Below are 24,409 nucleotides of genomic sequence, written 5' to 3'. Positions count from 1 at the left end.
TTAAGTTGTGTGAAGCATTCACTCTGACGTACGCGAGGACGATTCAATGACGACAACCGCCCCTCCCCCCAGCACCTCCCCCAGCAAGACGCCGCGGCGTGCGGCCGTGGCCAGCTTCCTCGGCTCCGCGGTCGAGTACTACGACTTCTTCATCTTCGGAACGGCGGCGGCGCTGATCTTCCCGCACGTCTTCTTTCCGGACGCCGACACGAACGCGCAGGTGATGTCGTTCGCGACGTTCGGGTTCGCGTACATCGCGCGCCCCATCGGCGCCATCTTCCTCGGCCACTTCGGCGACAGGATCGGGCGCCAGAAGGTGCTCGTCTTCACCCTCGTCCTGATGGGCATGTCGACCTTCATCATCGGCTGCCTGCCGACCTTCTCGGCCATCGGCTGGTTCGCCCCGGTGCTCCTGGTGCTCTGCCGGCTGATGCAGGGCCTCTCCGCCGCCGGCGAGCAGGCGGGCGCCAGCTCGATGACGCTCGAGCACGCGCCGGAGAACCGCAGGGCGTTCTTCACCTCCTGGACGCTCACCGGCACGCAGGGCGGCCAGATTCTGGCAGCGCTCGCGTTCATCCCGATCCTGGCCGCGCCGGACGAGTTCACGTATTCGATCGGCTGGCGCATCCCGTTCTGGCTGTCGGCGCTCGTGGTCGTGATCGCGTTCGTGGTGCGCCGCTCGCTGCCGGAGTCCCCGGAGTTCGAGAGCGCGAAGAACAACGGCGAACTGGCCAAGCTGCCGGTGGCCGACCTGCTGCGCGACCACTGGCGGGATGTGCTCCGCGTCGTGCTCTGCGCGACCATCGCCGCCGTGTCGACCGTGTTCGGCAGCCTGGCCATCGCATACGGGATCAGCGTCGGCGTCGACAAGGAACTCACCCTCTGGCTCGTCGTCGCGGCCAACGCGGTCGCCATCGCGACCCAGCCGCTGTTCGGGATGCTCGCCGACCGGATCGGCCGCAAGCCCGTGTTCGTCTACGGTGCGCTGGCGAGCGCCGCGCTCATGCCGTTCTATCTGGTGTCGATGTCGCAGCCGAACATGCTCATCGTCTTCGCGCTCTCGGTCGCGACGTTCTCCTGCGGGTACGCGGCGTCGAACGCGGTCTGGCCGGCGTTCTACAACGAGATGTTCTCGCGGCGCGTCCGGTTCTCCGGCGTCGCGATCGGCACCCAGCTCGGCTTCCTGGCCGCCGGGTTCACCCCGAGCATCGTCACCGCACTCGGCGGCACCGGCGAGAACGGCTGGGTGGTCATCTCGCTCTTCACGGCGGGCATCGCCGTGCTGGCCTCCGTCGCGGCGCTCACGGCGCGCGAGACGGCGCACGTGCCGACCGACCGGCTGGGGCTGGATGGCGCATCCCGTGCCGTCGATGCGCCGGAGCCGGTCGCGATGCGCTGACCTGGCGGCCCGAAACAGAAGCGGCACGAACGAGAAAGGTGCGGCCGGGACTCCCGACCGCACCTTCTCCGTTTCGTTCTCGCGTGCTTACGCGGTGACCGCCTCGCGACGTCCGCCGGGGCCGACGTACTGCGAGCTGCCGTAGCCGACGATGAAGTAGCCGATGATCGCGAACAGCCAGAGCAGGAAGATGCTGAAGGCGGCCCCCTTGCCGAACGCGCGGCCGACGCCGAGCGCGACGATGATCGCGACGATGATGTTGACGATCGGGATGAAGTACAGGATCACCAGCGCACCGTGGAATCCACCGATCTTCACCAGCAGGTAGGTGTTGTAGATCGGGATGAGCGCGCCCCAGCCCGGCTTGCCCGCCTTGGTGAAGACGGGCCACAGGGCGATGACGACAAGGATGTATCCGATGAGGCCGCCGATGATGGACGGCACCGGGTTGTATGCGGTGGTCTCGGTGGCGATCAGGCCGTCGGCGGCCAGGGCGATGGGGAACATGGGTGTCCTCTCTCTGAACGGAAATGACAGTATCCATTCAGCGTTTCAACAGGGGGACGCCAGGTGAACCGGGCGTGTCGCACGGACGGCGACCGCGTATCGTCGCGGCGGCGGACGGCTGTCGCTCGGCCCCGCGGTTCGGGAGCCGTCCGGCGCCGCCGCGACGAGTCTGTGAGGGCGCGCGTCAGCGGCGCGACACCAGGATGCGCGGCCCGGCGACCCACGACGCCAGGCACAGGATGCCCGTGAAGGCGAACGCCCCGACGAACGGCCACGCGCCGCCCAGCCCGGAGAGCGCGGCGAACACGATCGCGGTCGCGGCGAGCGAGATCGCGGAGCCGATCGCGTCCGCGATGGAGAGCGCAGAACTGTTGAAGCCCTGGTTCTCCGTGGTGGAGTACTCGAGCGTCAGCACGCCGAGGCGCGGGTAGAGGATCCCCATGCCGGCACCGGCGAACGCCCAGCCGACCACCACGACCACCGGAGACAGGTGCAGCAGCGCGGTCAGCAGCAGTGAGGCGATCGCGACGCTCAGCCCGATCGAGCCGAGGCGGGCCGCCAGCCGGTTGCCGATGGCGGGGAACCGGCCCTGCACCCACGACGCCGCCGCCCAGCTCACCCCGGCCGCCGTCAGCGCGAGGCCGGACAGGGCCGCGGTGAGGCCGAACTCGGTCACCAGCAGCAGCGGCACGTAGACCTCGGCAGCGAAGAACGTCGCGGCGACGAGCGCACGCACGAGGATCACGCTCGGCAGCCCCCGGGCGGCGCGCAGGGCGCGCGGCGGCAGCAGCGGCCGGATGGCGACGATCGCGACAGCGACAGCGAAGACAGGTGCGATCCACTGCACGGGCCCGCGGGCCTCGGCGGTCAGGTTGAGCGCGAGCACCGCGACGGCGACCAGCACCGCCCAGCCGATGCGCCGCAGGTCGAGCGGCGGGCGCTCCTCCCCCTCGTCCGGCCGGTGCACGCCGCGCATGGCGGGCACGACCATCAGCATGGCGAGCACGGCCAGCCCCACGACGCCGAGGAACACCCAGCGCCAGCCGACCGACTCAGCGAGCGCTCCAGCGATCAGCGGACCGACGAGCGACGGGATCACCCAGGCCGCCGCGAACCCGGCGAAGATCTTGGCGTGCAGGTTCGGCGGGTACACCCGCGCGACGATCACGTACAGCGCCACCGTCAGTGCGCCGCCGCCGAACCCATGGATGAGCCGGCCGGCGACGAAGACGCCCATGTTCTGGGCGGTGCCCACCACGAGCAGCCCGGCCACGAACATCCCGACCGAGGCGAACAGCGCGTTGCGGGGACTTCCCCTGTCGCACCACGCCCCGGCGAGCACCATGCCGACGACGCTCACGGCGAGCGGTCCGGCGAAGGCGAACGCGTAGAGGCTCGCGCCGTCGAGTTCGCGGCTCACGGTCGGCATGATCGTGGTGACCGCGAGCGCCTCGAACGCCGCGAGCATGATGAGCGCGCACATCCCGATGCTGACCCAGCGATAGCGGGCGCTCAGGACGCCGCCGGGTGGCGGGAGGTCGGCGACCGCGGCTCCCTGCTGCAGGGGCGTGCTTGTGCGTTCGCGGTCGTCAGTGGTCATGGTGCGAGCCTAGGACCTCAACTACGGTTGAGGTCAATGACTCCTTCCGAACCGATCCTCAGCGTCGGCGACATCGCTTCCCGCAGCGGCGTCGCCGTCTCCGCCCTGCACTTCTACGAGCGGCAGGGCCTGATCAGCAGCGAGCGGACGGCGGGCAACCAGCGGCGATACCGGCGCGATGTGCTGCGGCGGGTGGCGTTCATCCGGGTGTCGCAGCGGGTGGGCGTGCCGCTCGCCGAGATCCGCCTCGCGCTCGACTCGCTGCCGGAGGGCAGGACGCCGACGAAGAAGGACTGGGCACGGCTCTCCCGGCTGTGGCGGGATGCGCTCGACGAACGGATCAGAGACCTGGAGCATCTGCGCGACGACCTCACCGGGTGCATGGGATGCGGGTGCCTCAGCCTGCGCACCTGCGCGCTGCAGAACCCATCGGACGAGCTCGGCGGCAGCGGGCCTGGGCCACGGAGGTGGCTGGACGGCGCGACCGAGGAGGAGGACTGACGCGTTCAGCGCGGCGGCGCCGTGGACGCGCGCACGATCAGCGCGGGCTGCACGTTGCCGGGGTGCGGCTCGGCGGTCGACTCGATCTCGGCCACCAGCCGGGCGACGCAGCGGCGGCCGAGCTCGGCGAAATCCTGCCTGACCGTCGTGAGCGGAGGGCAGAAGTGGGCGGCCTCCGGGATGTCGTCGAAACCGACCACGCTCAGGTCGCCCGGGATGTCTCTGCCCTGGTCGCGGGCGACGTGCATGATGCCGAGGGCCAGCTGGTCGTTGGAGGCGAACACGCCCGTGATGGCCGGGTCGGCGAGCAGCTCCTCCCCTGCCGCGTAGCCGGACTGCGCCGTCCAGTCGCCGCGGATCGGGGAAAGCACGTCGAGGCCGGATGCGCGCAGCTCGTCCTGGTAGCCGCGCAGCCTGGCCTGCGCCTCGATCCAGCCGAGCGGCCCGGAGACGTGCACGATCCTGCGGTGGCCGAGGTCGATCAGGTGGCGGGTTGCAGCGCGGGCCCCGGCGAGCTGGTCGACAGAGAGTTCTCTCTCCGCATACTGGTCGCCCGCCTGCATGGTCACGTACGGCACATCCAGCCCGGTGGAGGCGATGAGGTCGAGCACCCGCTCCTGCGGCGCGATCACGACGATCCCCTCCACCGCCTGGGCGAGCAGATGGTCGATCCCGTCGGCGATGCTCTCCTCGGTGAGGTCGGCGAGCTGCGCGACCGCCACGTAGTACCCGGCCTCGCGCCCGGCGGACTGGATCGCGCCCATGCTCGACACCGGCCCGTAGAGCGCGGCGGCGGAGGCGGCGAGCACGCCGATCGTGTTCGACCGGGCGGTGACGAGCGCCCGTGCGGCGCGGTTGGGCCGGTAGTGCAGTTCGTCCATCGCCCGCACGACCCGCTCGCGCGTCGAGTCCCGGATGCTCGGGTGCCCGTTCAGGACGCGCGACACCGTCTGGTGCGAGACCCCCGCCACCCGCGCGACATCGCGCATGCTGGCGGCCCGGCTCGCAGCGTCGTCGTGCGTCATCCCCTCATTATGCGCTCCGCCCACGCGCGCTCCCGCTCCCGCGGCGGGGGCGGATGAGGAGGGCGGCGACGGCGAGGACGAGCGGGAAGACGAGGTGCCAGCCGGCGAGCAGGAGGAGACCGGCGGCGAAGACGCAGGAGGCGAGGGACATCCACCAGCCGAGCGACCAGCGCGGCAGCAGCACGAGCGCCGACGCGACGCCGAGCGCGTACACGGCCGCCGCGATGCTGGTGTGCACCAGGATGAACGGCTGCAGGTCGCCGCTCGCGAGGACCAGTGCGGAGTACGCGGCCATGATCACCGCGGATAGGAGCAGGCCGCGCCGGGCGATCCCGCCGTTCTCGGCTCCCCTGCCGAACCAGCGCGGCAGGTCGCCGTCTCTGCCCATCGCGGCGCCCAGCTTGCTGAACGCGGCGAGGTAGGCGTTGAACACCCCGGTGACCACGATGGCGGCGATCACGGCCACCACCACCCCGCCGCCCGGGCCGGACGACACCGTCACGAGGTCGAGAAGAGGCACGGCACTCGTCGAAGCCGCGTCGCCGAGCACGAGCACCGTCACCGTCTGGATGGCCAGGTATGCCGCGGACACGATCACCAGCGCCAGCGCTGTCGCCCGCGGAATGTCCCGCCGCGGGTTTCGGAACTCGCCGCCGATCCCCGCCACGGCCTCCCACCCGGCGAACGCCCAGATGTAGAGGCTCATCGCGAGCCCGACGCCCTCCCAGCCGTGCGGGAGCAGCGGCTGCAGGTTGGCCGGATCGGAGTGCGGGACGGCGGCCGCGAGCACGAACACGAGCACGGCCACCAGGGCAGCGGACAGGACGAGCTGCAACCAGCCTGCAAATCGCACGCCGAACGCCGTGACGATCACCGGGATCACCATCAGTCCGATGGCGATCAGCACGGTGGTCAGCGCATCCCCGCCGATCACGGCGACCACGTATCTCGCCGTCATCAGGGCCGCGATGGGCGCACCGATCGGCGTGCCGAAGAAGAACCAGTAGCTGATGACGCGGGCGGCGGTCGGCCCGAACGCGCGGCGGGCGAACGTGGCGACACCACCCGCATCCGGATGCCGCCTGGCGAGAGCGGCGAACGTCGCCGCCAGCGGGATGGAGATGACGGCGAGCGCCGCGACGGCGATGATCGAGCCAGGGCCGGCGACCGACGCGGCGAGCGCCGGCAGCACCAGGATGCCCGTGCCGAGCACGGCGGCGACGTAGAGGGCGGTGCCCCCTGCGACGCCGAGATGCCCGTGTGTGGCGCCAGGCGGTGCATCCGGTGTCGCGCCGCGGGCGCGCGCGATCGATGGCCCGCTGTCCGTCATTCCTCCATCATGGCGGTGGCCGCCGACATCGGCAGAATGTCGCCGCACGGAGACGTATGCTTGCATTTCGACCGCAGGACCGCACGTGCAAGGAGACACAGGTGTCTGAGACGTTTCACGACTCCACTGTCACGCGCGACGTCGACACGGCCGAGGCGAAACTGCAGGCCACGTACGCCTCGATCGTGCTCGGCACGGACCCGCACACCAACGGCCTCCGCTACGCCGAGGAGGTACACGGCGAGAATCGTTTCGTCGTCGCCCGCCACCTGTTCGACGGCGACGTGGAGTGCGCGGCCGAGCTGCCGTTCTTCACGGTCGCGTCCGTCGTCGGCAGCTACCTCTGGCGGACGGGTGGCGAAGAGGGGGACCTCAGTCAGAGTCCCGCGATCTTCCAGCCCGGCCGGCGGCTCGACGCCTCGGTCTCCCACGCGGACGTGAGCGCGGTGAGCATCACCGTCGAGAGCCTGGCCGCGACGGCCGCAGCGCAGTTCGGCGACGGAGTGACCATGCGCTTCGATTCGGCGCTCCCCGTCACCAGGGCGCTGGGCGAGCACTGGCTCGCGGTTGCGAGACTGGCCAGGCAGACCGCGCTGACGGAGGCGTTCGAGAACGACCTGGTCCGCGCATCCATCTATCGCCAGCTGGCCATCGCGACCATCGAGGCGTTCCCACTGACCGGCGATCACCAGGCGCGGCGCACGACCGTCGCATCCCGGGCTGTCGCCTTCAAGAGGGCCGTCAGCTACATCGACGACCACGCGTCGCTGCCCATCACCGTCGACGACATCGCCACCGCGGCGGGCACCACCGTGCCCGAACTCGACAGGGCGTTCGACATGCACCTGCCGTACACCGCAGACCAGTACCTGCACAGCGTGCGGCTCTCCGCCGCCCACCGCGACCTGCGCGAGGGGAAGACCGACGTGCACGGCGGGGTGGCTGCGGTGGCGGCGCGATGGGGATTCGTCGATGTCGACGCCTTCGAGGCGCACTACCGCTTCCGGTTCGGCACGAGTCCGGAGCAGACGCTCGGCTGCTGACGCGACCCCGCGCCCGCCCGCGCGGCCCGCTCAGAGCCCGGCGTGCACCGCCAGCACCTCGACCGCGAGCCGCCAGTCCCTGGATGGCGCGGCCCCGGCGGTCCCGGCGTCCTCCTCCTCGCCGGGCAGCCTGGCCACGAACATCGGCCACGCCTCGCCGGCGGTCCGCACCTCCTCGATCAGCCCGAGGTACTCCCCGCCGTAGTAGACCTCCCACGCGGCCGTTGCCGTCGGGCTGTACATGAGCGTGAGCGGCGTCGTGCCATAGCTGTAGACCGCGTGCTGGTGGTCGAGCTGGTTCCCGGTCATGTTCGGAAGAGTATGCGCTATCCCGCCCGCACGGTAGCGGTCAGGCGCACAGGGTCACGCGATTCCGTTCAGGCGGCCAGGTGGAAGGTGCTCGCGAAGCGGTCGAGCAGGTCTCCGCGCCCCCGCAGCACCTCCACGACGCCCGTCTCGATCGCCCGCTCCGGGGCGAGTTCGCCGGAGATCAGCCTCCGGATGTCCGGGCCGGTGGAGAAGGCGAGGTCGACCGGTCCGTCGCCGCGCGTCACATCCAGCGTCGTGCCGTCCACCCGGATGTGCAGCTCGGCCTCCCCGAACCGCGCACCGTACGCCGTGGTCGGCAGGGCGGCGGCGACCTGCGGGCGGAACGCGGTCCGCAGATCCATCGTCATCGAGTCCGGCGTGATGATCTGCTCCTCCCTCGGCTCGCTCAGGGTCTTGAATCCCCACGCACCGAGCGCGAGCACCACCGGTTCGAGCTCCCGGCCGTACGGCGTCAGCTCGTAGACGATCACCCGCGAGTGCGGAACGCGATGCAGCACCCCGGCCGCCTGCAGCTCCTTCAGCCGCGCGGCGAGGATGTTGCTCGGGATGCGCGGAAGCCCGGCCGCGAGCTCCCCGTACCGGCGCGGCCCCACGAGCAGGTCGCGGACGATGAGCATCGCCCACCGCTCCCCCACCAGCTCGAGAGCCTGCGAGAAGCCGGAGTACTGCCCGTAGTCGCGTGCTGCCATCGCCCTCAGGCCTGCTGGTTCGCGGCGGCGGCCGGTCCCTGCTCGGCGGCGACCGGGTCCATCCAGCCGAATTCGAGGAGGTTGCCGTCCGGGTCGTTGAGCTGGCGCTGGTACATGAAGCCGTAGTCGGAGGCGGGACGTGCCTCGGAGCCGCCGGCGGCGATGCCGTCCGCGATGGTCTTGTCCACGTCCTCGCGGCTGTCGAGGAAGATCGCGGTCGACACGGACGGGTTCACAGCGGGGTCGCCGATCGGCAGGTCGGTGAAGGTCTGGAAGTACTCGCGCACCAGGATCATGAAGTAGCTGTGGTCCTCCTCGACGACGACGCAGGCCGCGTTGTGGTCGGTGAAGAGCGGATTGATGGTGAACCCGACCGCCGTGTAGAACGCCTTCGCGCGTTCCAGGTCGGTCACCGGCAGGTTGACGAACATCGCGGTCATTGTGGTCTCCTCAGGTCGGTCCGTCTGTGGACGCGTTAACACTTGCAAAAAACAAGTGAGGAGTCAATACCTCGGACAATACCCCGTCAGGAGACGGGCAGATCGTCGCCGGACGGACTCAGCTCGTGCGTCGCATCCACCGCTGCCTGCACCACATCCTCGAGGCTGCCGCGCACCGCGAACGCCGCGCGCTGCCTGCCGGCCCCTCCCCCGGACGCCACGATTCTCGCCAGCCCGTCGTGCACGAGAGCGGCGTCGCCGTTGGCCTCCAGCGCCCTCCGGATGTGGACGACCAGCGCATCCAGTGCGTCCGTGATGTCTGCGCCCGCCCCGTGCTGGGGATGCGGCAGCCGGCCGTGCACACCGGTCAGCGCCGCCTGCCACCCGGCCAGGCGCAGTGCGGCGGCCGGCAGATCGGACGGCCGCTCCCCGGCGTGCCAGTCCGCCGCCGCGGTGTCGACCAGGGCGCGGACGATCGCGGCCAGGACGACGGCATCCCGCGCATCCAGGCAGACGTCGGCGATGCGCACCTCGATCGTCGGCTGCTTGTGCGACAGGCGGGCATCGAGGTAGACCATGCCGTAGTCCATGATCACCTCGGTGTCGACGAGCAGCCGTTCGAATCTGTCGTACTCCTCCACCGAACCGAACACGTCCGTCGGCCCTGCGCTCTGCCACTGGTGCCAGGCGAGGAAACGGAAGCTCGCATATCCGGTGTCCCCGCCTCCGGCGAACGGCGAGTTTGCGCTCAGGGCGAGCAGCAGCGGCAGCCAGGTCCTGATCCTGTCCAGGATGGCGACGCCCTCCTCGCGCGACTCGATGCCGACGTGCACGTGGCAGCCGCAGACGAGCGTCGTCTGTGCGGTGGCGCCGTAGCGGCGCATCATCTCGTCGTAGCGGTCCTTCTGCGTGGGATGCGGCTGGACCGGCAGCGGCGACATCCCCACCGCGACCGCGCGCGCGCCGAGTGTGCGGGCCAGCCTGTCTGCCCGCTCCCTGCCCGCGACGATGTCGGTCAGCAGCTCGTCCGTGGAGGTGACCGGCCTGGTCTGCGTCTCGATCATCTCCTGGTGGATCTCGGCCGAGAGCTGGGGACCGGGCTCCTCCGCCCCGTTCCTCGCGCGCGCGTCGTCGGCCTCGGCCGCGGCGAGCGCCTGCGGGGCGACGGCCATCGGAGCGCCGGTGCGCTCGTCGACGAGCAGCAGTTCTTCCTCCACCCCGAAAGTCCTCATAGACCAACTATCCGCGCCAGCACCTGCCGTGGCCAGCCCCTAGCGGGAACCTCCAGGTTGTGACGTAACCGGACGACGCAGAGCTAGGCGGAGCGCTCCGGTTCCAGGGCGGCGGGCTCCTCCCGCTTCGCGAACCGGAAGGGGGCGGTGATGGTCGGCAGCAGCGTCCGCCTCCGCACGACGAACAGGGCGATGGCGAGCACGGCGTACACGGCGGAGACGATCAGTCGCGCCTCGGTCGACGTGAACACGAACGTCGCGGCGAACAGCACGAACAGGGCGACGGCCCAGCGCCCGCTGAACCGGAGCGTGAGCAGCATGGCGACGCCCAGGATGGTCTGGGTCGCGGTCAGCGTGAACTCCTCCACCTGCCGCGCATCCATCGGCAGGGCCATCCCTCCGCCGCCGATGAGGTGGGCGATGGGCAGCGTCCCGACCAGCGCCGTCCACTGGTTGACCTTGCTGGCGAGCAGGATGCCGATGCCCATCGCCGCCTTGCCGCGCAGCGCGAAGAGCACAGCGATCACGAACTCCGGAGCCTCGGAGGCGAGCGGTGCGAGCCACTGCACGAGCAGGAAGTCGTCGATCCCGAGCGCCCGCCCTCCCTCCACCAGGCTGGTGGCGAACGGCTCGGCGAGCAGCAGGATGATGACGGCGGCGAGCACGAAGATCGTCACGACCGTCGCCCGGCGGGCACGGGTCGGCAGTGTGCCGATGCTGTGCGCGACACCGACGAGCTCCGGCTCGTCGCTCTCGCCGGTCGACACCCGCCACAGGTAGTAGGCGAAGAGCGCGAGCAGCAGGACACCGAGCACGACGTGGATCTGCCCGGTCAGCGGGATGACCAGGGTGAGCACCGACGCGACAAGCAGCAGCCCGAGCTCGACGCGGTTGCCGTGCGGCAGCCGGATCGCGAACGGCTTCGCCTGCACATCCGGATCGGCGGGCGTCCGGCGGCGACGCGCTGCCAGGAACGCGAGGAACGCCACCAGCAGGATGAACGGCCAGCCGAATCCGAGCAGCAACCGGTTGGAGCCGGTCATATTGGCGGCGGCGTACGGAGCTTGAGACGGGTCAGAGCCCGCGCTGAACGCGAAATAGAGGTCGATCGCGTACTCGGGCAGGATCGCGATGATCGCTAGCAGTCCGACGGCGAGACCGCCTGAGATGTCGACCTCGGCCGCCTCCCCGGCCCAGGCGAGAGCGAAGGCCGCGGCGACGATCGCGACGCCGAACGACAGCACCCCGATGAGCGGGGGAACGTGCACGCCGCTCAGCGTCAGGGCGACGCCCTGGGCGGCGATCAGCGCCACGACCCCGAGCGGGAGGACGAGACGGCGCCAGACGGACGCGGTGGGAGGGTGCGGATTCGACACGGGGAGACCCTTTCGATCACAGGCGGCGACCGAAAGAATGCACAGGGGTGACTCGGTCGCCGGGAATGGCCGACCGAAGGTTCGCCCGCACGCAGGCTGCACTGTGCGGGTGGTGCGCCGGGCCGGTCTCCGTGACCAGCCAGTATGTCGACGAACCGCGTCGCCATCCCCGCACCGTGCGACGGATCGCAACCGGCGGTTCGGGCGGTGGGAACTACTCCCCTTCGATGCCTTCCATCCTGCCCGGGATGCGCGCCCCGCGAGGGGCCGGCCGGGCACTCTCCCAGCGTTTAGGCCCGCCTGACATGCGCGCGCGGGCCGGCCTCATTCCGCCGTTCGGCCCGCCGTCAGGAGAAGCTCGACGATCGGCTCTGGATGCGACAGCGCGGCGAGATGACCGCCGGGCACGCGGTGCGCATCCACGGAGAGGCGCTCGCGGGCGACGCGCTCCTGGAACGCGGCGGGGAACAGCCGGTCGTCGTCGCCGGCGATCACCGTGAGCGGCACATCCGGCCAGCCGGGGAAGTCGCACGGCTCGGCGAACATCGCCTCGGAGTCCGCGTCGCCCTCCTGCTGTTCGAGCGCGTCGCGTTCCTCCTCCGGCACGTCGTGGAAGAAGTAGAGGTCGATGTCGAACTCGGCGTCGGGGTCGCGCCCTGCCGCGATGTCGTTCTCGCGCATCGCGGCATCGTGACCGACCGCCTCCCACCAGCCTCCGGCCGACTCGCCGGGCACGGGGATCATCGCGTTGAGGAACACGATCCCGCTCACCGGCAGGCGCTGCGCGGCGACGGCAGCGGTGAAGCCGCCCATCGACTGTGCAACCAGCACGACATCGTCGGCGCCCTCAGCCGCGGCGACGGCTGCGTCCGCGTAGTCGGCGAGCCCGTGGCCGTCACCGGTCACGAACTCGACGGCCACCGCATCCAGCCCCCTGGCGGTCAGCTGCTCCACCACGCGATGCCAGACGAATGCGGCCCCACCCGCCCCCGGCAGAAGCACGTACCGCATCAGATGGTGAGCGTTCCGTCGTCGTTGACGGTCCAGTCCGGGTTGTACGCGACCTCCCAGACGTGACCGTCGAGGTCGGCGAAGTATCCGGAGTATCCGCCCCAGAACACGCGCTCCGCCGGCTTCAGGATGCTCGCCCCCGCGGCCTCCGCCTCGGCGAACACCCGGTCGACGGCCTCCTCGGACGGCTGGTTGATGGCGATGGTGATGCCGCTGAACGTGCCGTCGATCGGATGCTTCGCGTCCTCGGCGAGGTCATCCCTGCCGAACAGGCCGAGCGCGATCCCCGGCAGCTGGTAGAAGCAGACGCCGTCGAGCGCCTGCGTCGGTGTCCAGCCCAAGCCCTCCTCGTAGAAGCGCCGCGCCCGCTCCAGGTCGGCAACACCCAACGTGATCAAACTCACTCGCTGTTCCATGGCTCGACGCTAGCGCCCGCCGCCGACATGCGGCGAGCGGGCGCAGCCGCCGAGCGGGCGCCACCGCCTAGCGGGACAGCGCCTGGTCGATGTCGGCGAGCAGGTCGGAGACGTCCTCGATGCCGACGGAGAGCCGGATGACGTTGTCCGGCACCTCGAGTTCCGTGCCGCGCACCGAGGCGTGCGTCATCTCGCTCGGGTAGCCGATCAGGGACTCGACGCCGCCGAGGGACTCCGCGAGCTGGAACACCTCCGTCGACTCCGCGAAGCTGCGCGCCGCCGCTGCACCGCCGCTGAGGGCGACGGAGAGCATCCCGCCGAAGCCGCTCATCTGGCGCGCGGCCAGCTCGTGGCCGGGGTGGCTGGGCAGGCCGGGGTAGTAGACGGCGTCGATGCCGTCGCGGCCGACCAGGGCCTCCGCGATGGCCTGCGCGTTCTCGGTGTGGCGCTGCATGCGCACAGCGAGGGTCTTGATGCCGCGCGTGGTGAGCCACGCATCCATCGGGGACGACACGGCGCCGGCCGCGAACTGGATGAACTGCACCCGGCCCGCGAGCTCCTCGTCGGCGAAGACGAGCGCCCCGCCGAGCACGTCGGAGTGGCCGCCGAGGTACTTGGTGGTCGAGTGCGCGACCACGTCGGCCCCGAGCGACAGCGGCTGCTGCAGCGCAGGGGACGCGAACGTGTTGTCCACGACCACGAGCGCTCCGACCGCGTGGCCGAGCTCGGCCAGGGCGGCGATGTCGCTCACCTTCATCAGCGGGTTGCTCGGCGTCTCGATCCAGAGCACCTTCGTGCCGTCGGCCTGCAGCGCGGTGCGGACCGCATCCAGGTCGGTGAGGTCGACCGTGGTGTTGCGGATGTCCCACGCACCGTGGATGCGGTTGATCAGCCGGTGGGTTCCCCCGTAGACGTCGTTGCCGAGCACGACGTGGTCGCCCGGCTTCAAGACGGCGCGCAGCAGCGCGTCCTCCGCCGCGAGTCCGGACGCGAACGACAGCGCGCTCACTCCACCCTCCAGCGCGGCGAGCAGCGTCTCCAGCGAGGTGCGCGTCGGGTTGCCGCCCCTGCTGTACTCGTAGCCGCCGCGCAGGCCGCCGACACCGTCCTGGACGAACGTCGACGTCTGGTAGATCGGCGGGATGATCGCGCCCGTCGTCGGGTCGAACTCCTGGCCGACGTGGATGGCGTTGGTTGCGAACTTCATGGGTCTGTCTGCTGTCTTTCTGGAGTCGGTTGTCATTCGCTGAGGAAGTTGAGGAGGTCCTGCCTGGTGAGCACGGCGACGGGTTTGCCGTCTTCCGTGACCAGGAGGGCGTTCGCGGTGGCGAGGGCCGCGCGCGCCGCGCTGACCGGCTCGTTGATGCCGATCAGCTGGAACGGAGCGCCGATGTGCGCGCCGACGTCGTCGGTCATCTGGGCGCGACCGCTGAACACGGCGTCGACCAGCGAGGTCTCGTCGAGTGCTCCCGCCACCTCGCCCATCACCACGGGCGGCTCCGCCGTGAGGACCGGCAACTGCGAGACGCCGTACGTGTTCATGATCTGGATGGCGTCGCGCACGGTCTCCGAGGGGTGCGTGTGCACCAGGTCGGGCAGTGCGCCGCTCTTCGTCTTGATGACGTCGTGCACCGTCGCCTCGTCCGGGACGTCGCTGAAGCCGTAGGACCGCATCCACTTGTCGTTGAAGATCTTGGCGAGGTAGCCGCGTCCGCCGTCCGGGAGGATGACCACGACGATGTCGTCCGCCGACAGGTCTTTCGCGGCCTTGAGCGCCGCTGCGACGGCCATGCCGCTCGAACCGCCGACCAGGATGCCCTCCTCGCGGGCGAGCCGCCGGGTGACGTGGAACGACTCCGCATCGGAGATCGCGATGACCTCGTCCACCACGGTCGGGTCGTATGCGCCCGGCCAGAAGTCCTCTCCGACACCCTCGACGAGGTACGGGCGTCCGGTGCCGCCGGAGTAGACCGAGCCCTCCGGGTCTGCGCCGATCACGCGCACGGCGCCGTCGGACGCCTCCTTGAGAAACTTCCCCGTGCCGCTGATCGTGCCGCCGGTGCCGACGCCGATGACCACGTGGGTCACCTTCTGGTCGGTGTCGCGCCAGATCTCCGGCCCGGTGGTCTCGTAGTGGCTGCGCGGCCCGTTCGGGTTGAAGTACTGGTTGGGCTTGAACGCCCCGGGGATCTCGGCCGCCAGCCGGTCGGAGACGCTGTAGTAGGAGTCGGGATGCTCCGGCGCCACCGAGGTCGGCGTGACCACGATCTCCGCTCCGTATGCGGTGAGGACGTTGCGCTTGTCCTCCCCCACCTTGTCCGGCAGCACGAAGACGCACTTGTATCCGCGCTGCTGGGCGACGAGCGCGAGCCCGACGCCGGTGTTGCCGCTCGTCGGTTCGACAATCGTCCCGCCGGGCTTCAGGAGCCCCTCTTTCTCCGCAGCGTCGATGATGCGGGTTGCAATGCGGTCCTTCGACGAACCTCCGGGGTTCAGGTACTCGAGTTTGACGAGCACCGTCGCCGCGATTCCGTCGGTCAGCCTGTTGAGCTTCACGAGCGGAGTGTCGCCGACCAAGTCGATGATGGTCTCTGCGTAATTCACGCGACCAACCGTAACAGTGCCGCGTGCGCACCGCCCGTAGAATTACGACATGCCAGTGTCCGACCTCTCGACCGTGGCCCAGGATTACCTCAAAGTCATCTGGTCCGCGACCGAATGGGCGGAGACGCCCATCACGGTCAAGCAGCTCGCCGAACGCCTCGGCGTCCGCGCCGCCACCATCTCCGACGGCATCCGCCGTCTCGCCGACCAGGGGATGCTCGTGCACGAGCCCTACGGCGGCATCGAGCTGACGGACGCGGGCCGCCGCCACGCGGTCGCGATGGTGCGCAGGCACCGGCTCATCGAGACGTTCCTGGTGGAGGAGCTCGGCTACGGCTGGGACGAGGTGCACGACGAGGCGGAGGTGCTGGAGCACGCCGTCTCCGACGAGCTGGTCGAGCGCATCGACCGCAGGCTCGGCTACCCGTCCCGCGATCCGCACGGCGACCCCATCCCGAGCGCGGACGGCATCGCGCACAGACCGGACGCGACGCCCATGCTCGCCGCGCACACCGGCGTCCCCCTGACGGTGTCGCGCATCTCGGACGCGGACCCGGCGATCCTCCGCTACCTGGCCGACCGCGGCATCGTGCCGGACGCCGAGCTGAGCGTCGACGAGCACCGCCAGTTCGCCGGGGACATCACCGTGCGGCTGGCAGGCGCGGAGGTCGTGCTGGGCGAGACGGCCGCCGGCGCGGTGTGGGTGACAGAAGCCTGACTCAGCGGCCTGATTCAGCGGCCGGGCGGCATCAGCCGACCCACTGCGCCACCGTCAGCACCACCAGCGCGACGTTGAGCACGACGACGAGCGCCGCGATCCCGATCCCGGCCACGCGCATCCACACGCTGTCCGCGCGGTCGCCCATCACGTCCTTCGACGCGGTCAGCCGCAGCAGCGGGATCATCGCGAACGGGATGCCGAGGCTCAGGAACACCTGGCTGATCACGAGCGCCCAGGTCGGCTCGACGCCGAGCGCCAGGATCACGATGGCCGGGATGAGCGTGACGATGCGCCGCGTCAGCAACGGGATGCGCACCGTCAGCAGCCCCGCCATGATCGTCGCCCCCGCGTAGCTCCCCACCGACGTGGATGCGAGCCCGGACGCCAGCAGCCCGACCGCGAACGCGATCCCCACCACCGGTCCGAGCGCCGCCGTGATGGCCGCGTGCGCCCCCTCGATCGTGTCCGTTCCGTCCGCCCCGCCGAGGGAGGCCGCGGCGAGCAGGAGCATCGCGATGTTGACGGCGCCGGCGAGCACGAGGGCCGCGACCACATCGACGCGGGTCGCGCGGAGGAGGGTGCGTCGCGCATCCGGGGTCGAGGCGTGGCCGTGCCTGTCCCTGGCGAGTGCGGAGTGCAGGTAGATCGCGTGCGGCATGACGGTCGCTCCGAGCATGCTCGCCGCCAGCAGCACCGTCGGAGCCCCGTCGAAGCGCGGCACCAGGCCGCCCGCCGCAGCACCCCAGTCCACCGGGCTCACGAACAGCCCGGCGAGGAAGCCGACGGAGATCACGCCGAGGAGTCCCAGGATGACCGCCTCGAACGGGCGCTGGCCTCGGCGCGACTGCACGGCGAGGATGCCGATGGCGACCACGCCGACCACCAGGCCGCCGAGCGGGAGCGGCAGCCCGAACAGCAGGTTGAGCGCGATGGCTCCGCCGATCACCTCCGCCAGGTCGGTCGCCGCCGCGACCAGCTCCGCCTGCACCCAGAAGGCGCGCCGCCCGCCGGTGCCGAGCCGGGAGCCGAGCAGTTCGGGCAGGCTGCGGCCGGTCACGATGCCGAGCTTCGCCGACTGGTACTGCACGAACACGGCGATCACGTTCGCCGCGACGAGCACCCAGACCAGGAGGTAGCCGTACTGCGCTCCCGCGGTGAGGTTGGCGGCGACGTTGCCGGGGTCGACGTACGCGATGGCTGCGACGAACGCGGGTCCGAGCAGCAGGAACAGCCGGGACGATGGGCGCCGGGCGAATGAACGCCGGGCGCGCGCCGGACGCGACTCCGTCGTCTCCACGGCCTCCGCCATCCCACGCCCCTAACCCGATTGTTAGCACAGCCTAACACTGGCGGCGTGAAGGGTGGCGGCGTGGTGGCGAGAAGGCGTCAGTCGTCGAGCAGCGCGCCCTCCGTCTGCTCGCGGTAGAGCCTGGCGTATACGCCGCCCTGCTCCAGCAGCTCCCGGTGCGTGCCGCGCTCGACCAGCCGGCCGTGGTCGATCACGAAGATGACGTCGGCAGCGACGATGGTCGACAACCGGTGGGCGATGGCGATGGTGGTCCTGCCCCGGGATGCGGTGTCCAGCGCCTGCTGCACCACGCGCTCCGAGATGGAGTCGAGGGCGCTGGTCGCCTCGTCGAGGATCAGCACCTCCGGGTCCTTCAGCAGCACCCGCGCGATGGCGATGCGCTGCTTCTCCCCGCCGGACAGCCGGTAGCCGCGCTCGCCGACCACCGTGTCGTAGCCGTCGGGGAATCCGGCGATGGTGTCGTGGATGTTCGCCTTCCTCGTCGCCTCCTCGATCTCCTCCTGCGTCGCATCCGGGCGGGCGTATCGCAGGTTCTCCCCGATGGTGGCGTGGAAGAGGTAGGTCTCCTGGCTGACGACGCCGATGTGCGACACCAGAGAGTCCTGCTGCAGCGACCGGATGTCCGTGTCGCCGAACAGGATGCGCCCGCTCGTCGCGTCGTAGAAGCGCGGGATGAGGTACGAGACGGTGGTCTTGCCCGCGCCGGACGGGCCGACGAACGCCGCGAACTCGCCGGGCCTGATCACGAACGACACGTCGTCGAGGGTGTTCCGCTCTCCGTCGCGCGCATCCGGATAGCGGAACACGACGTGGTCGAACTCGATGCGGCCGAGGTCGCGCGCCGGGTCGACGGGGACCGCATCCGGCTGGTCGGCGATGGCGGGCTTCAGATCGAGGTACTCGAAGATGCGGGCGAACAGGGCCCCGGAGGTCTGGAGGTCGAGCGCGACCCTCATCAGCGCGAGCAGGGGGAAGAGCAGCCTGGCCTGCACCGTGGTGAACGCCACGATCGTCCCGGCCGTGATGTCGGTCGCGCCGCCCAGCACCAGCCAGCCGGAGACCAGGTAGACGATGGCGGGGATGGACGACAGGAAGATGTTCACCATCGCGAAGAACCACTGGCCGCTCATCGACTGCGACACCTGCAGGCGGATCTGGTTGGCGTTCTCGTCGGAGTACCTGCCGACCTCCGCCGCCTGCCTGTTGAAGCTCTTCGACAGCAGGATGCCGGACACGCTCAGGGTCTCCTGCGTGATCGCCGTCATGTCCGACAGCGACTCCTGCGTCTTGGTCGCGATCCGCGCGCGCACCTGGCCGACCCTGCGCTGCGCGATCACCAGGATCGGCATCAGGATGACGGCCACGATGGTCAGCTGCCAGTTGAGCAGGATCATCGCCACGAACGCCGCGATCACCGTGACCGTGTTGCCCAGGATGCTCGACATGGTGTTGGTGAGGACGTTCGCCACCCCGCCCACGTCGTTCTGCAGCCGCGACTGGATGATGCCCGTCTTGGTCTTCGTGAAGAAGCTGAGCTCCATCGACTGGAGGTGGGAGAACAGCCGGACGCGGAGCGCCCCCATCACCTTGTTGCCCACCGAGGCGGTCAGGTACGTCTGCCAGACGCCGAGCAGCGCCGAGCCGACGAACACCACGATCATCACGACGACGATCGTGATCAGCGCCTCCATGTCGGGCTTCCCGCTCTTCGGGAACAGGCCCTCGTCGAACGCCCTCTGAGTGAGAAGAGGAGGAACGACCGATAGCGCTGCTCCGATGAGCACGAGCACCATCGTGACGATGATCGCCGTGCGGTGTGGCGCGAACAGCGTCGTGATGCGGCGGAACAGGTTCGGGATCTTCGGGGCCGTCGCGTTCAGAGCCCGCTGCGCCTCGGCGTCGCCGCCGCTGACCCGGCCACGACCGCCGCCTCCACCGCCGGCCATGCCGCGCATCCCGCTCATGGTTTCAGCGTAGCCCCGGCGTGACCCAACCGTGATGCAAGCGCTTGACGTAAACGCTTGCATTCCACCCCACGACGGGGGTAGCGTCCGTCTCGGGCGCGCCCGCGTCCGCACCAAGAGCTCAACGAGGAGTGAAATGAAAGCAGCACGTCTCTCGGTGATCGCCGGAGTGGCCGTCGTCGGCCTCGCGCTGGCGGGATGCACCGGTGGTGGTTCAGGGGGCAGCGGGGGCGGAGACGCCAGCGCCAACCTGACAGGGAAAGGCCCGATCACCTACGTTCAGGGCAAGGACAACTCCAACGTCGTCCGCCCCCTCGTCGACAAGTGGAACGCAGCCCACCCGGACGAGAAGGTCACCTTCAAGGAGCAGTCCGACCAGGCAGACCAGCAGCACGACGACCTGGTCCAGCACTTCCAGGCCAAGGACTCCGGATACGACGTGGTCGATGTCGACGTGGTCTGGACAGGAGAGTTCGCGGCCAAGGGCTGGCTGCAGCCGCTGACCGGCGACCTCAAGATGGACAACTCGGCGCTCCTGGCCCCGACCGTCAAGTCCGGCACGTACAACGGCACGCAGTACGCGGCGCCGCAGACCTCGGACGGTGGCATCCTCTACTATCGCAAGGACCTCGTGCCGACCCCGCCGAAGACCTGGGACGAGATGCTCAAGGACTGCGACATCGCCAAGGCGAAGGGCATCGGCTGCTACGCCGGTCAGTTCGCCAAGTACGAGGGCCTCACGGTGAACGTGGCTGAAGCCATCAACACCAACGGCGGCACCATCGTCGGCGACGACGGCAAGACGGTCACCGTGGACAGCTCCGAAGCCAACGCCGGTCTCACCCGGCTGACGGACGGCTTCAAGAACGGGCAGATCCCGGCAGAGGCCATCACGTACCAGGAGGAGCAGGGACGCCAGGCGTTCGAGGCAGGCAAGCTCCTCTTCCTGCGCAACTGGCCGTACGTCTACAACCTGGCCAAGACCGACGGAAGCTCGACCGTGAAGGACACCTTCGGCATCGCTCCGCTTCCCGGCGTCACCGCCGACAAGCCCGGCGTGTCCAGCCTGGGCGGCCACAACGCGGCGATCAGCGTCTACTCGAAGCACAAGGCGACGGCGTTCTCGTTCCTGAAGTTCCTGCAGAGCGAAGAGACCCAGAAGTTCTTCGTGACCCAGGGCTCGCTGGCACCCGTGCTGTCGTCGCTGTACGACGACGCCGGCCTGAACACCCAGCTGCCGTACCTGTCGACCCTGAAGACGTCGATCGAGAACGCGGTCCCGCGTCCCGTCTCGCCGTTCTACCCGGCCATCACCAAGGCGGTGCAGGACAACTCCTACGCAGCGCTGAAGGGTGACAAGTCGGTCGACCAGGCGCTGAAGGACATGGCTGCGGCCATCAAGACCGCGAGCGCCGGATAACCGACCGGATGCGGCCACCGGGCGGCGGGAACTCTCCCGCCGCCCGGTCCCTCTTCCCCTGAAATCGTCTCGGAGGCCTCACATGTCAACGTCGAACGTCGTCGCCCCGCCAGGAACCCGCAGCCCCAAGTCGCCGCAAGTGCGCGCTGGGGTGAAGAAGAACCGCCGTCAGCAGAGTCGCTGGGCGCTCTACCTCATCCTCCCCACCCTCGTCCTGCTCGCGATCGTCATCGGCTACCCGGTGGTCAGCGCGATCATCATGTCGTTCCAGAAGGACGCCGGACTCGACCCGGCGACCGGCCTGTTCGTCCAGGGCGGCTTCGCCGGCTTCCAGAACTACGCGCACTGGCTGTTCCAGCAGTGCGCAGGCCCGAACGGCGAGACCATCACCTGCCCGCCGGGCAACCTGGGATCGCAGTTCTGGAACGCCGTCTTCGTCACCTTCTTCTTCACCGTCACCACGGTGGTCCTGGAGACGGTGCTCGGGATGTGGTTCGCCTTCATCATGAACCGCACGTTCCGCGGCCGCGGCCTCGTCCGTGCCGCCATCCTGGTGCCGTGGGCCATCCCCACCGCCGTCACCGCGAAGCTCTGGTACTTCATCTTCTCGGTCGCCGGAATCGCCAACGCCGTGCTCGGAGCGCACATCCTCTGGACGAGCGACGAATGGGCATCCCGGTTCGCGGTGATCATCGCCGACACCTGGAAGACCACGCCGTTCATGGCGCTGCTCATCCTGGCCGGACTGCAGATCATCCCGGAGGAGGTGTACGAGGCCGCCAAGGTCGACGGCGCCACCACCTGGCAGCGGTTCTGGCGTGTCACGATGCCGCTGGTGAAGCCCGCGCTCCTCGTGGCCGTGCTGTTCCGCGTGCTCGACGCCCTCCGCATCTACGACCTGCCAGCGATCCTCACCGGCGGAGGTGGTGGCACCGGTAATGCCACGACCACCCTCTCGATCCTCGTGGTCGATCAGATCAGGCAGGGCTTCAACAGCGCCTCCGCCCTGTCGACGATCACGTTCATCCTCATCTTCCTCGTCGCGTTCATCTTCGTCAGGTTCCTCGGGACCAACGTGGTCAGAACGCAGGAAGCCCAGCAGAAGGGAGCGAAGTGATGACCACCGTCGCAGGGCCGGCAGCGGCCACAGCGGAGGCGAAAGCACTCCCCCGCACCAAGCAGAGGTCCAAGGCGAAGTCGCGCCAGCGCAACGCGGGCATCCGCACCGGCGTCAGCGCGATCATCATCGTGCTGTGGTGCCTCCTCCCGTTCTACTGGATGGTCGTGACCTCGTTCCGCGATGTCGGATACACGTTCGACACCACGCCGTGGTTCACCCACTTCACCTGGGACAACTACGCGACGGCGTTCTCCACCAAGCTCGGCAACCATCTCGGCCAGGCGCTCCTGAACTCGCTGTTCATCGGAGCCTGCGTCACGATCATCGCCCTGCTGGTCGGAACGTTCGCCGCGTACGCACTCGCCCGCCTGGACTTCAAGTTCAAGGGCATCGTGCTCGGGCTCATCCTCGGCGCATCCATGTTCCCGGGCGTCGCGCTCATCACGCCGCTGTTCCAGCTGTTCACGAACATCGGCTGGATGGGCACGTACCAGGCTCTAATCATCCCGAGCATCTCGTTCGTGCTGCCGCTCACGGTCTACACGCTCACCTCGTTCTTCCGCGAGATGCCGTGGGACCTCGAGGAGGCGGCGAGGATCGACGGGTGCACGCAGGCTCAGGCCTTCCGGAAGATCATCCTCCCGCTGGCGGCTCCCGCCGTCTTCACGACAGCGATCCTGGCGTTCATCTCCTCGTGGAACGAGTACCTGATCTCCAGCCAGCTGTCGAGTGACGCCACGCAGCCCGTCACCGTCGCCATCGCCTCCTTCGCCGGCAGCCAGCCGCACCAGGAGCCGTACACCGCCGTCATGGCGGCCGGAACGATCGTGACGGTCCCTCTGGTCATCCTGGTGCTGATCTTCCAGCGCCGTATCGTCGCCGGGCTCACCGCCGGTGGTGTGAAAGGCTGATCACATGCGCTGGGACGATTCGCTCGAACTGGTCGATGTCGGTATCGGCATCGCCGGGTTCTTCGCGTTCGCGTTCCTGATCGTCACGATCGTCTGCGAGCTGACCGGTGTCGACGCCCTCGGCTGGGCGCTGACGCTGCTGGCTCTCGTCCTCATCCTCGTGCTCCTCTGGCAGGCGCGGCGGCGCATCGTCGCCTCGCGCCTGCCGGCGGAGGACGGGGAGCGCGTCACTCAGCCCCACCAGGGCTCCTGACCGACGGGGAACGGCATGGCAGGGATCGACGAGGTCGCGCGCGCGACGGGCGTCTCGACCGCGACGGTTTCGCGCGCGCTCCGGGGGCTGCCGAACGTGTCGGACAAGACGCGTGCCGCGGTGCGGAGGGCAGCGGACGAGCTGGGCTACGTCGCGTCGTCGAGCGCTTCCGGGCTGGCGAGCGGGCGCACGCTGGCGATGGGCGTCGTCGTGCCGTCCGTGAGCCGCTGGTTCTACACCTCCGTGCTGGAGGGCGTGGACGCCGAGCTGCGCTCCGCCAGCTACGACATGATCCTGTTCAACCTGGGCGGCCACCGCGGCGACAGGGAGCGGGTCTTCCACCGCAGCATCCTGCGCAAGAGGACGGATGCTCTGCTCGCCCTCTGCCTTGACTTCACGCCGGATGAGCGCCACCAGCTCGCCTCGCTCGGCCATCCGACCATCGTCGTCGGCGGCCCGGTGAAGGGCCTGCGCAGCGTCGGAATCGACGAGCGCGCGACGGCGCGCACCGCGACGGAGCACCTGATCGGGCTCGGTCACACCGACATCGCGCACATCGGCGGCGAGGACGAGGAGGGCCTGAACAGGCAGGTCCCGATCGGCCGCCTGCACGGTTTCCAGCAGGCGATGCGGGATGCGGGCCTCCCCGTGCGCCCGGAGTGGGTCATCCCGGGCGGGTTCTCCCTCCCGCTCGGGCGCTCGGCGATGAACGCCCTGCTCGACCGGCCGGGCCCCCGGCCGACGGCGGTCTTCGCCGGTTCGGACGAGATGGCGATGGGAGCCATGCTCGCCGCGGCGGACCACGGCCTGTCCGTACCGGGCGACCTGTCCGTGATCGGGATCGACGACCACGATTTCGCCGCGTCGTTCCAGCTGACGACGATGGCGCAGGACCCGTTCGACCAGGGTTCCGTCGCCGCGCGCATCCTGCTGGACGAGCTGGCGGGCGGTCAGCCGCGCAGCCGGTCCGTGCGGTCGACCGCGACGCTGAAGCTGCGCGGTTCCACCTCCCCGCCGCGCTGAGGGCGCACCCCCGACACGCGCGGCGTTACAACGTAGTAGGTCGCGGGCTGAGCGATCTGAAAGAATAGCCGAGCGAACGTCCGGCTGATCGTGCCTTTCGGGTAGGCGCGATCAACTGCTGTCGATGTCGCCTGTTCTCGAGCTCCTAACTCGGGAACGGGAAGAGCCGCCCTGCCTAGGAACAG

The 24,409-nt window shown here is 69.6% G+C and carries 24 protein-coding genes; 9 read left to right on the top strand and 15 right to left on the bottom strand.

Annotated elements, in window-relative coordinates; translation table 11 throughout:
• The first annotated feature begins 46 nt into the window (after positions 1-46).
• On the top strand, positions 47-1,399 hold the full coding sequence (locus ACN6M5_RS17285) for an MFS transporter (RefSeq protein WP_434951725.1): 1,353 nt from the start codon (positions 47-49) through the stop codon (positions 1,397-1,399).
• Between the two features lie 87 nt (positions 1,400-1,486).
• Here ACN6M5_RS17285 and ACN6M5_RS17280 read toward each other — a convergent pair whose 3' ends face one another.
• The gene (locus ACN6M5_RS17280) at positions 1,487-1,906 is read right to left on the bottom strand and encodes a DUF5684 domain-containing protein (protein WP_256922111.1); all 420 of its coding nucleotides are present in this window, start codon (positions 1,904-1,906) and stop codon (positions 1,487-1,489) included.
• Between the two features lie 184 nt (positions 1,907-2,090).
• The gene (locus tag ACN6M5_RS17275) at positions 2,091-3,506 is read right to left on the bottom strand and encodes an MFS transporter (RefSeq protein WP_168688693.1); all 1,416 of its coding nucleotides are present in this window, start codon (positions 3,504-3,506) and stop codon (positions 2,091-2,093) included.
• Positions 3,507-3,542: 36 nt separating this feature from the next.
• On the opposite strand from ACN6M5_RS17275, the gene soxR reads away from it, so the two are divergent.
• Positions 3,543-4,007: a redox-sensitive transcriptional activator SoxR gene (soxR, locus tag ACN6M5_RS17270; RefSeq protein WP_434951722.1), complete on the top strand. Its 465-nt coding sequence runs from the start codon at positions 3,543-3,545 to the stop codon at positions 4,005-4,007.
• A 5-nt stretch (positions 4,008-4,012) separates the two neighbouring features.
• Here soxR and ACN6M5_RS17265 read toward each other — a convergent pair whose 3' ends face one another.
• Together ACN6M5_RS17265 and ACN6M5_RS17260 are read right to left on the bottom strand one after the other, a co-directional pair.
• Entirely contained in the window at positions 4,013-5,032 is a 1,020-nt protein-coding gene (locus ACN6M5_RS17265; protein WP_434951720.1) for a LacI family DNA-binding transcriptional regulator, read from the bottom strand.
• Positions 5,033-5,039: 7 nt separating this feature from the next.
• On the bottom strand, positions 5,040-6,362 hold the full coding sequence (locus ACN6M5_RS17260) for an APC family permease (protein WP_085370993.1): 1,323 nt from the start codon (positions 6,360-6,362) through the stop codon (positions 5,040-5,042).
• Positions 6,363-6,463: 101 nt separating this feature from the next.
• On the opposite strand from ACN6M5_RS17260, the gene ACN6M5_RS17255 reads away from it, so the two are divergent.
• Positions 6,464-7,405, top strand: a complete 942-nt coding sequence (locus ACN6M5_RS17255; protein ID WP_434951718.1) for a helix-turn-helix domain-containing protein — start codon at positions 6,464-6,466, stop codon at positions 7,403-7,405.
• Between the two features lie 30 nt (positions 7,406-7,435).
• Here ACN6M5_RS17255 and ACN6M5_RS17250 read toward each other — a convergent pair whose 3' ends face one another.
• The 9 genes from ACN6M5_RS17250 to ACN6M5_RS17210 form a co-directional block, all read right to left on the bottom strand.
• Positions 7,436-7,714: a hypothetical protein gene (locus ACN6M5_RS17250; protein ID WP_085370991.1), complete on the bottom strand. Its 279-nt coding sequence runs from the start codon at positions 7,712-7,714 to the stop codon at positions 7,436-7,438.
• Between the two features lie 68 nt (positions 7,715-7,782).
• Entirely contained in the window at positions 7,783-8,424 is a 642-nt protein-coding gene (locus ACN6M5_RS17245; protein ID WP_085370990.1) for a winged helix-turn-helix transcriptional regulator, read from the bottom strand.
• Between the two features lie 5 nt (positions 8,425-8,429).
• Positions 8,430-8,864, bottom strand: a complete 435-nt coding sequence (locus ACN6M5_RS17240; protein WP_085370989.1) for a VOC family protein — start codon at positions 8,862-8,864, stop codon at positions 8,430-8,432.
• 86 nt (positions 8,865-8,950) lie between these two features.
• Positions 8,951-10,096: a glutamate--cysteine ligase gene (locus ACN6M5_RS17235; protein ID WP_434951715.1), complete on the bottom strand. Its 1,146-nt coding sequence runs from the start codon at positions 10,094-10,096 to the stop codon at positions 8,951-8,953.
• Between the two features lie 83 nt (positions 10,097-10,179).
• The gene (locus tag ACN6M5_RS17230; RefSeq protein WP_434951713.1) at positions 10,180-11,472 is read right to left on the bottom strand and encodes a calcium:cation antiporter family protein; all 1,293 of its coding nucleotides are present in this window, start codon (positions 11,470-11,472) and stop codon (positions 10,180-10,182) included.
• A 324-nt stretch (positions 11,473-11,796) separates the two neighbouring features.
• Complete coding sequence (locus ACN6M5_RS17225; protein WP_434951711.1) at positions 11,797-12,483, bottom strand: alpha/beta fold hydrolase; 687 nt, start codon at positions 12,481-12,483, stop codon at positions 11,797-11,799.
• Positions 12,483-12,899 carry a VOC family protein gene (locus ACN6M5_RS17220; protein ID WP_434951709.1) on the bottom strand — a complete coding sequence of 139 codons (417 nt, stop codon included), beginning with the start codon at positions 12,897-12,899 and terminating at the stop codon, positions 12,483-12,485. Before ACN6M5_RS17220 ends, ACN6M5_RS17225 begins: the two co-directional genes overlap by 1 nt.
• A 67-nt stretch (positions 12,900-12,966) precedes the next feature.
• Positions 12,967-14,106, bottom strand: a complete 1,140-nt coding sequence (locus tag ACN6M5_RS17215; RefSeq protein WP_085370985.1) for a cystathionine gamma-synthase — start codon at positions 14,104-14,106, stop codon at positions 12,967-12,969.
• A 32-nt stretch (positions 14,107-14,138) separates the two neighbouring features.
• Complete coding sequence (locus tag ACN6M5_RS17210; RefSeq protein WP_434951707.1) at positions 14,139-15,503, bottom strand: cystathionine beta-synthase; 1,365 nt, start codon at positions 15,501-15,503, stop codon at positions 14,139-14,141.
• Between the two features lie 49 nt (positions 15,504-15,552).
• Here ACN6M5_RS17210 and ACN6M5_RS17205 point away from each other — a divergent pair, with 49 nt between their 5' ends.
• Positions 15,553-16,221, top strand: a complete 669-nt coding sequence (locus ACN6M5_RS17205; RefSeq protein ID WP_434951705.1) for a metal-dependent transcriptional regulator — start codon at positions 15,553-15,555, stop codon at positions 16,219-16,221.
• 31 nt (positions 16,222-16,252) lie between these two features.
• Here ACN6M5_RS17205 and ACN6M5_RS17200 read toward each other — a convergent pair whose 3' ends face one another.
• Both ACN6M5_RS17200 and ACN6M5_RS17195 read right to left on the bottom strand, forming a co-directional pair.
• Complete coding sequence (locus ACN6M5_RS17200) at positions 16,253-17,533, bottom strand: Nramp family divalent metal transporter (protein WP_434951703.1); 1,281 nt, start codon at positions 17,531-17,533, stop codon at positions 16,253-16,255.
• Positions 17,534-17,610: 77 nt separating this feature from the next.
• Complete coding sequence (locus ACN6M5_RS17195) at positions 17,611-19,497, bottom strand: ABC transporter ATP-binding protein (protein WP_434951701.1); 1,887 nt, start codon at positions 19,495-19,497, stop codon at positions 17,611-17,613.
• 136 nt (positions 19,498-19,633) lie between these two features.
• Between ACN6M5_RS17195 and ACN6M5_RS17190 the strand changes: the two genes are divergently transcribed.
• The 5 genes from ACN6M5_RS17190 to ACN6M5_RS17170 all read left to right on the top strand — a co-directional run bounded on the left by ACN6M5_RS17190 (position 19,634) and on the right by ACN6M5_RS17170 (position 24,224).
• Positions 19,634-20,917 carry an ABC transporter substrate-binding protein gene (locus ACN6M5_RS17190; RefSeq protein ID WP_085370981.1) on the top strand — a complete coding sequence of 428 codons (1,284 nt, stop codon included), beginning with the start codon at positions 19,634-19,636 and terminating at the stop codon, positions 20,915-20,917.
• A gap of 82 nt (positions 20,918-20,999) precedes the next feature.
• Positions 21,000-22,034 (top strand): carbohydrate ABC transporter permease, encoded by a 1,035-nt coding sequence (locus ACN6M5_RS17185; RefSeq protein ID WP_085370980.1) that lies wholly within the window; start codon positions 21,000-21,002, stop codon positions 22,032-22,034.
• Entirely contained in the window at positions 22,034-22,948 is a 915-nt protein-coding gene (locus tag ACN6M5_RS17180; protein WP_434951698.1) for a carbohydrate ABC transporter permease, read from the top strand. Before ACN6M5_RS17185 ends, ACN6M5_RS17180 begins: the two co-directional genes overlap by 1 nt.
• Before the next feature lie 4 nt (positions 22,949-22,952).
• Positions 22,953-23,201, top strand: a complete 249-nt coding sequence (locus ACN6M5_RS17175; RefSeq protein ID WP_085370978.1) for a hypothetical protein — start codon at positions 22,953-22,955, stop codon at positions 23,199-23,201.
• Between the two features lie 15 nt (positions 23,202-23,216).
• The gene (locus ACN6M5_RS17170; RefSeq protein ID WP_434951696.1) at positions 23,217-24,224 is read left to right on the top strand and encodes a LacI family DNA-binding transcriptional regulator; all 1,008 of its coding nucleotides are present in this window, start codon (positions 23,217-23,219) and stop codon (positions 24,222-24,224) included.
• The last annotated feature ends 185 nt before the right edge of the window (positions 24,225-24,409 follow it).

The sequence above is a fragment of the Leifsonia araucanica genome (assembly GCF_051161895.1).
In the GTDB taxonomy this organism is placed as follows: Bacteria; Actinomycetota; Actinomycetes; order Actinomycetales; family Microbacteriaceae; genus Leifsonia.
The sequence above is the reverse complement of the archived record's forward strand: the minus strand, read 5'-3'. Positions and strand labels throughout refer to the sequence as shown.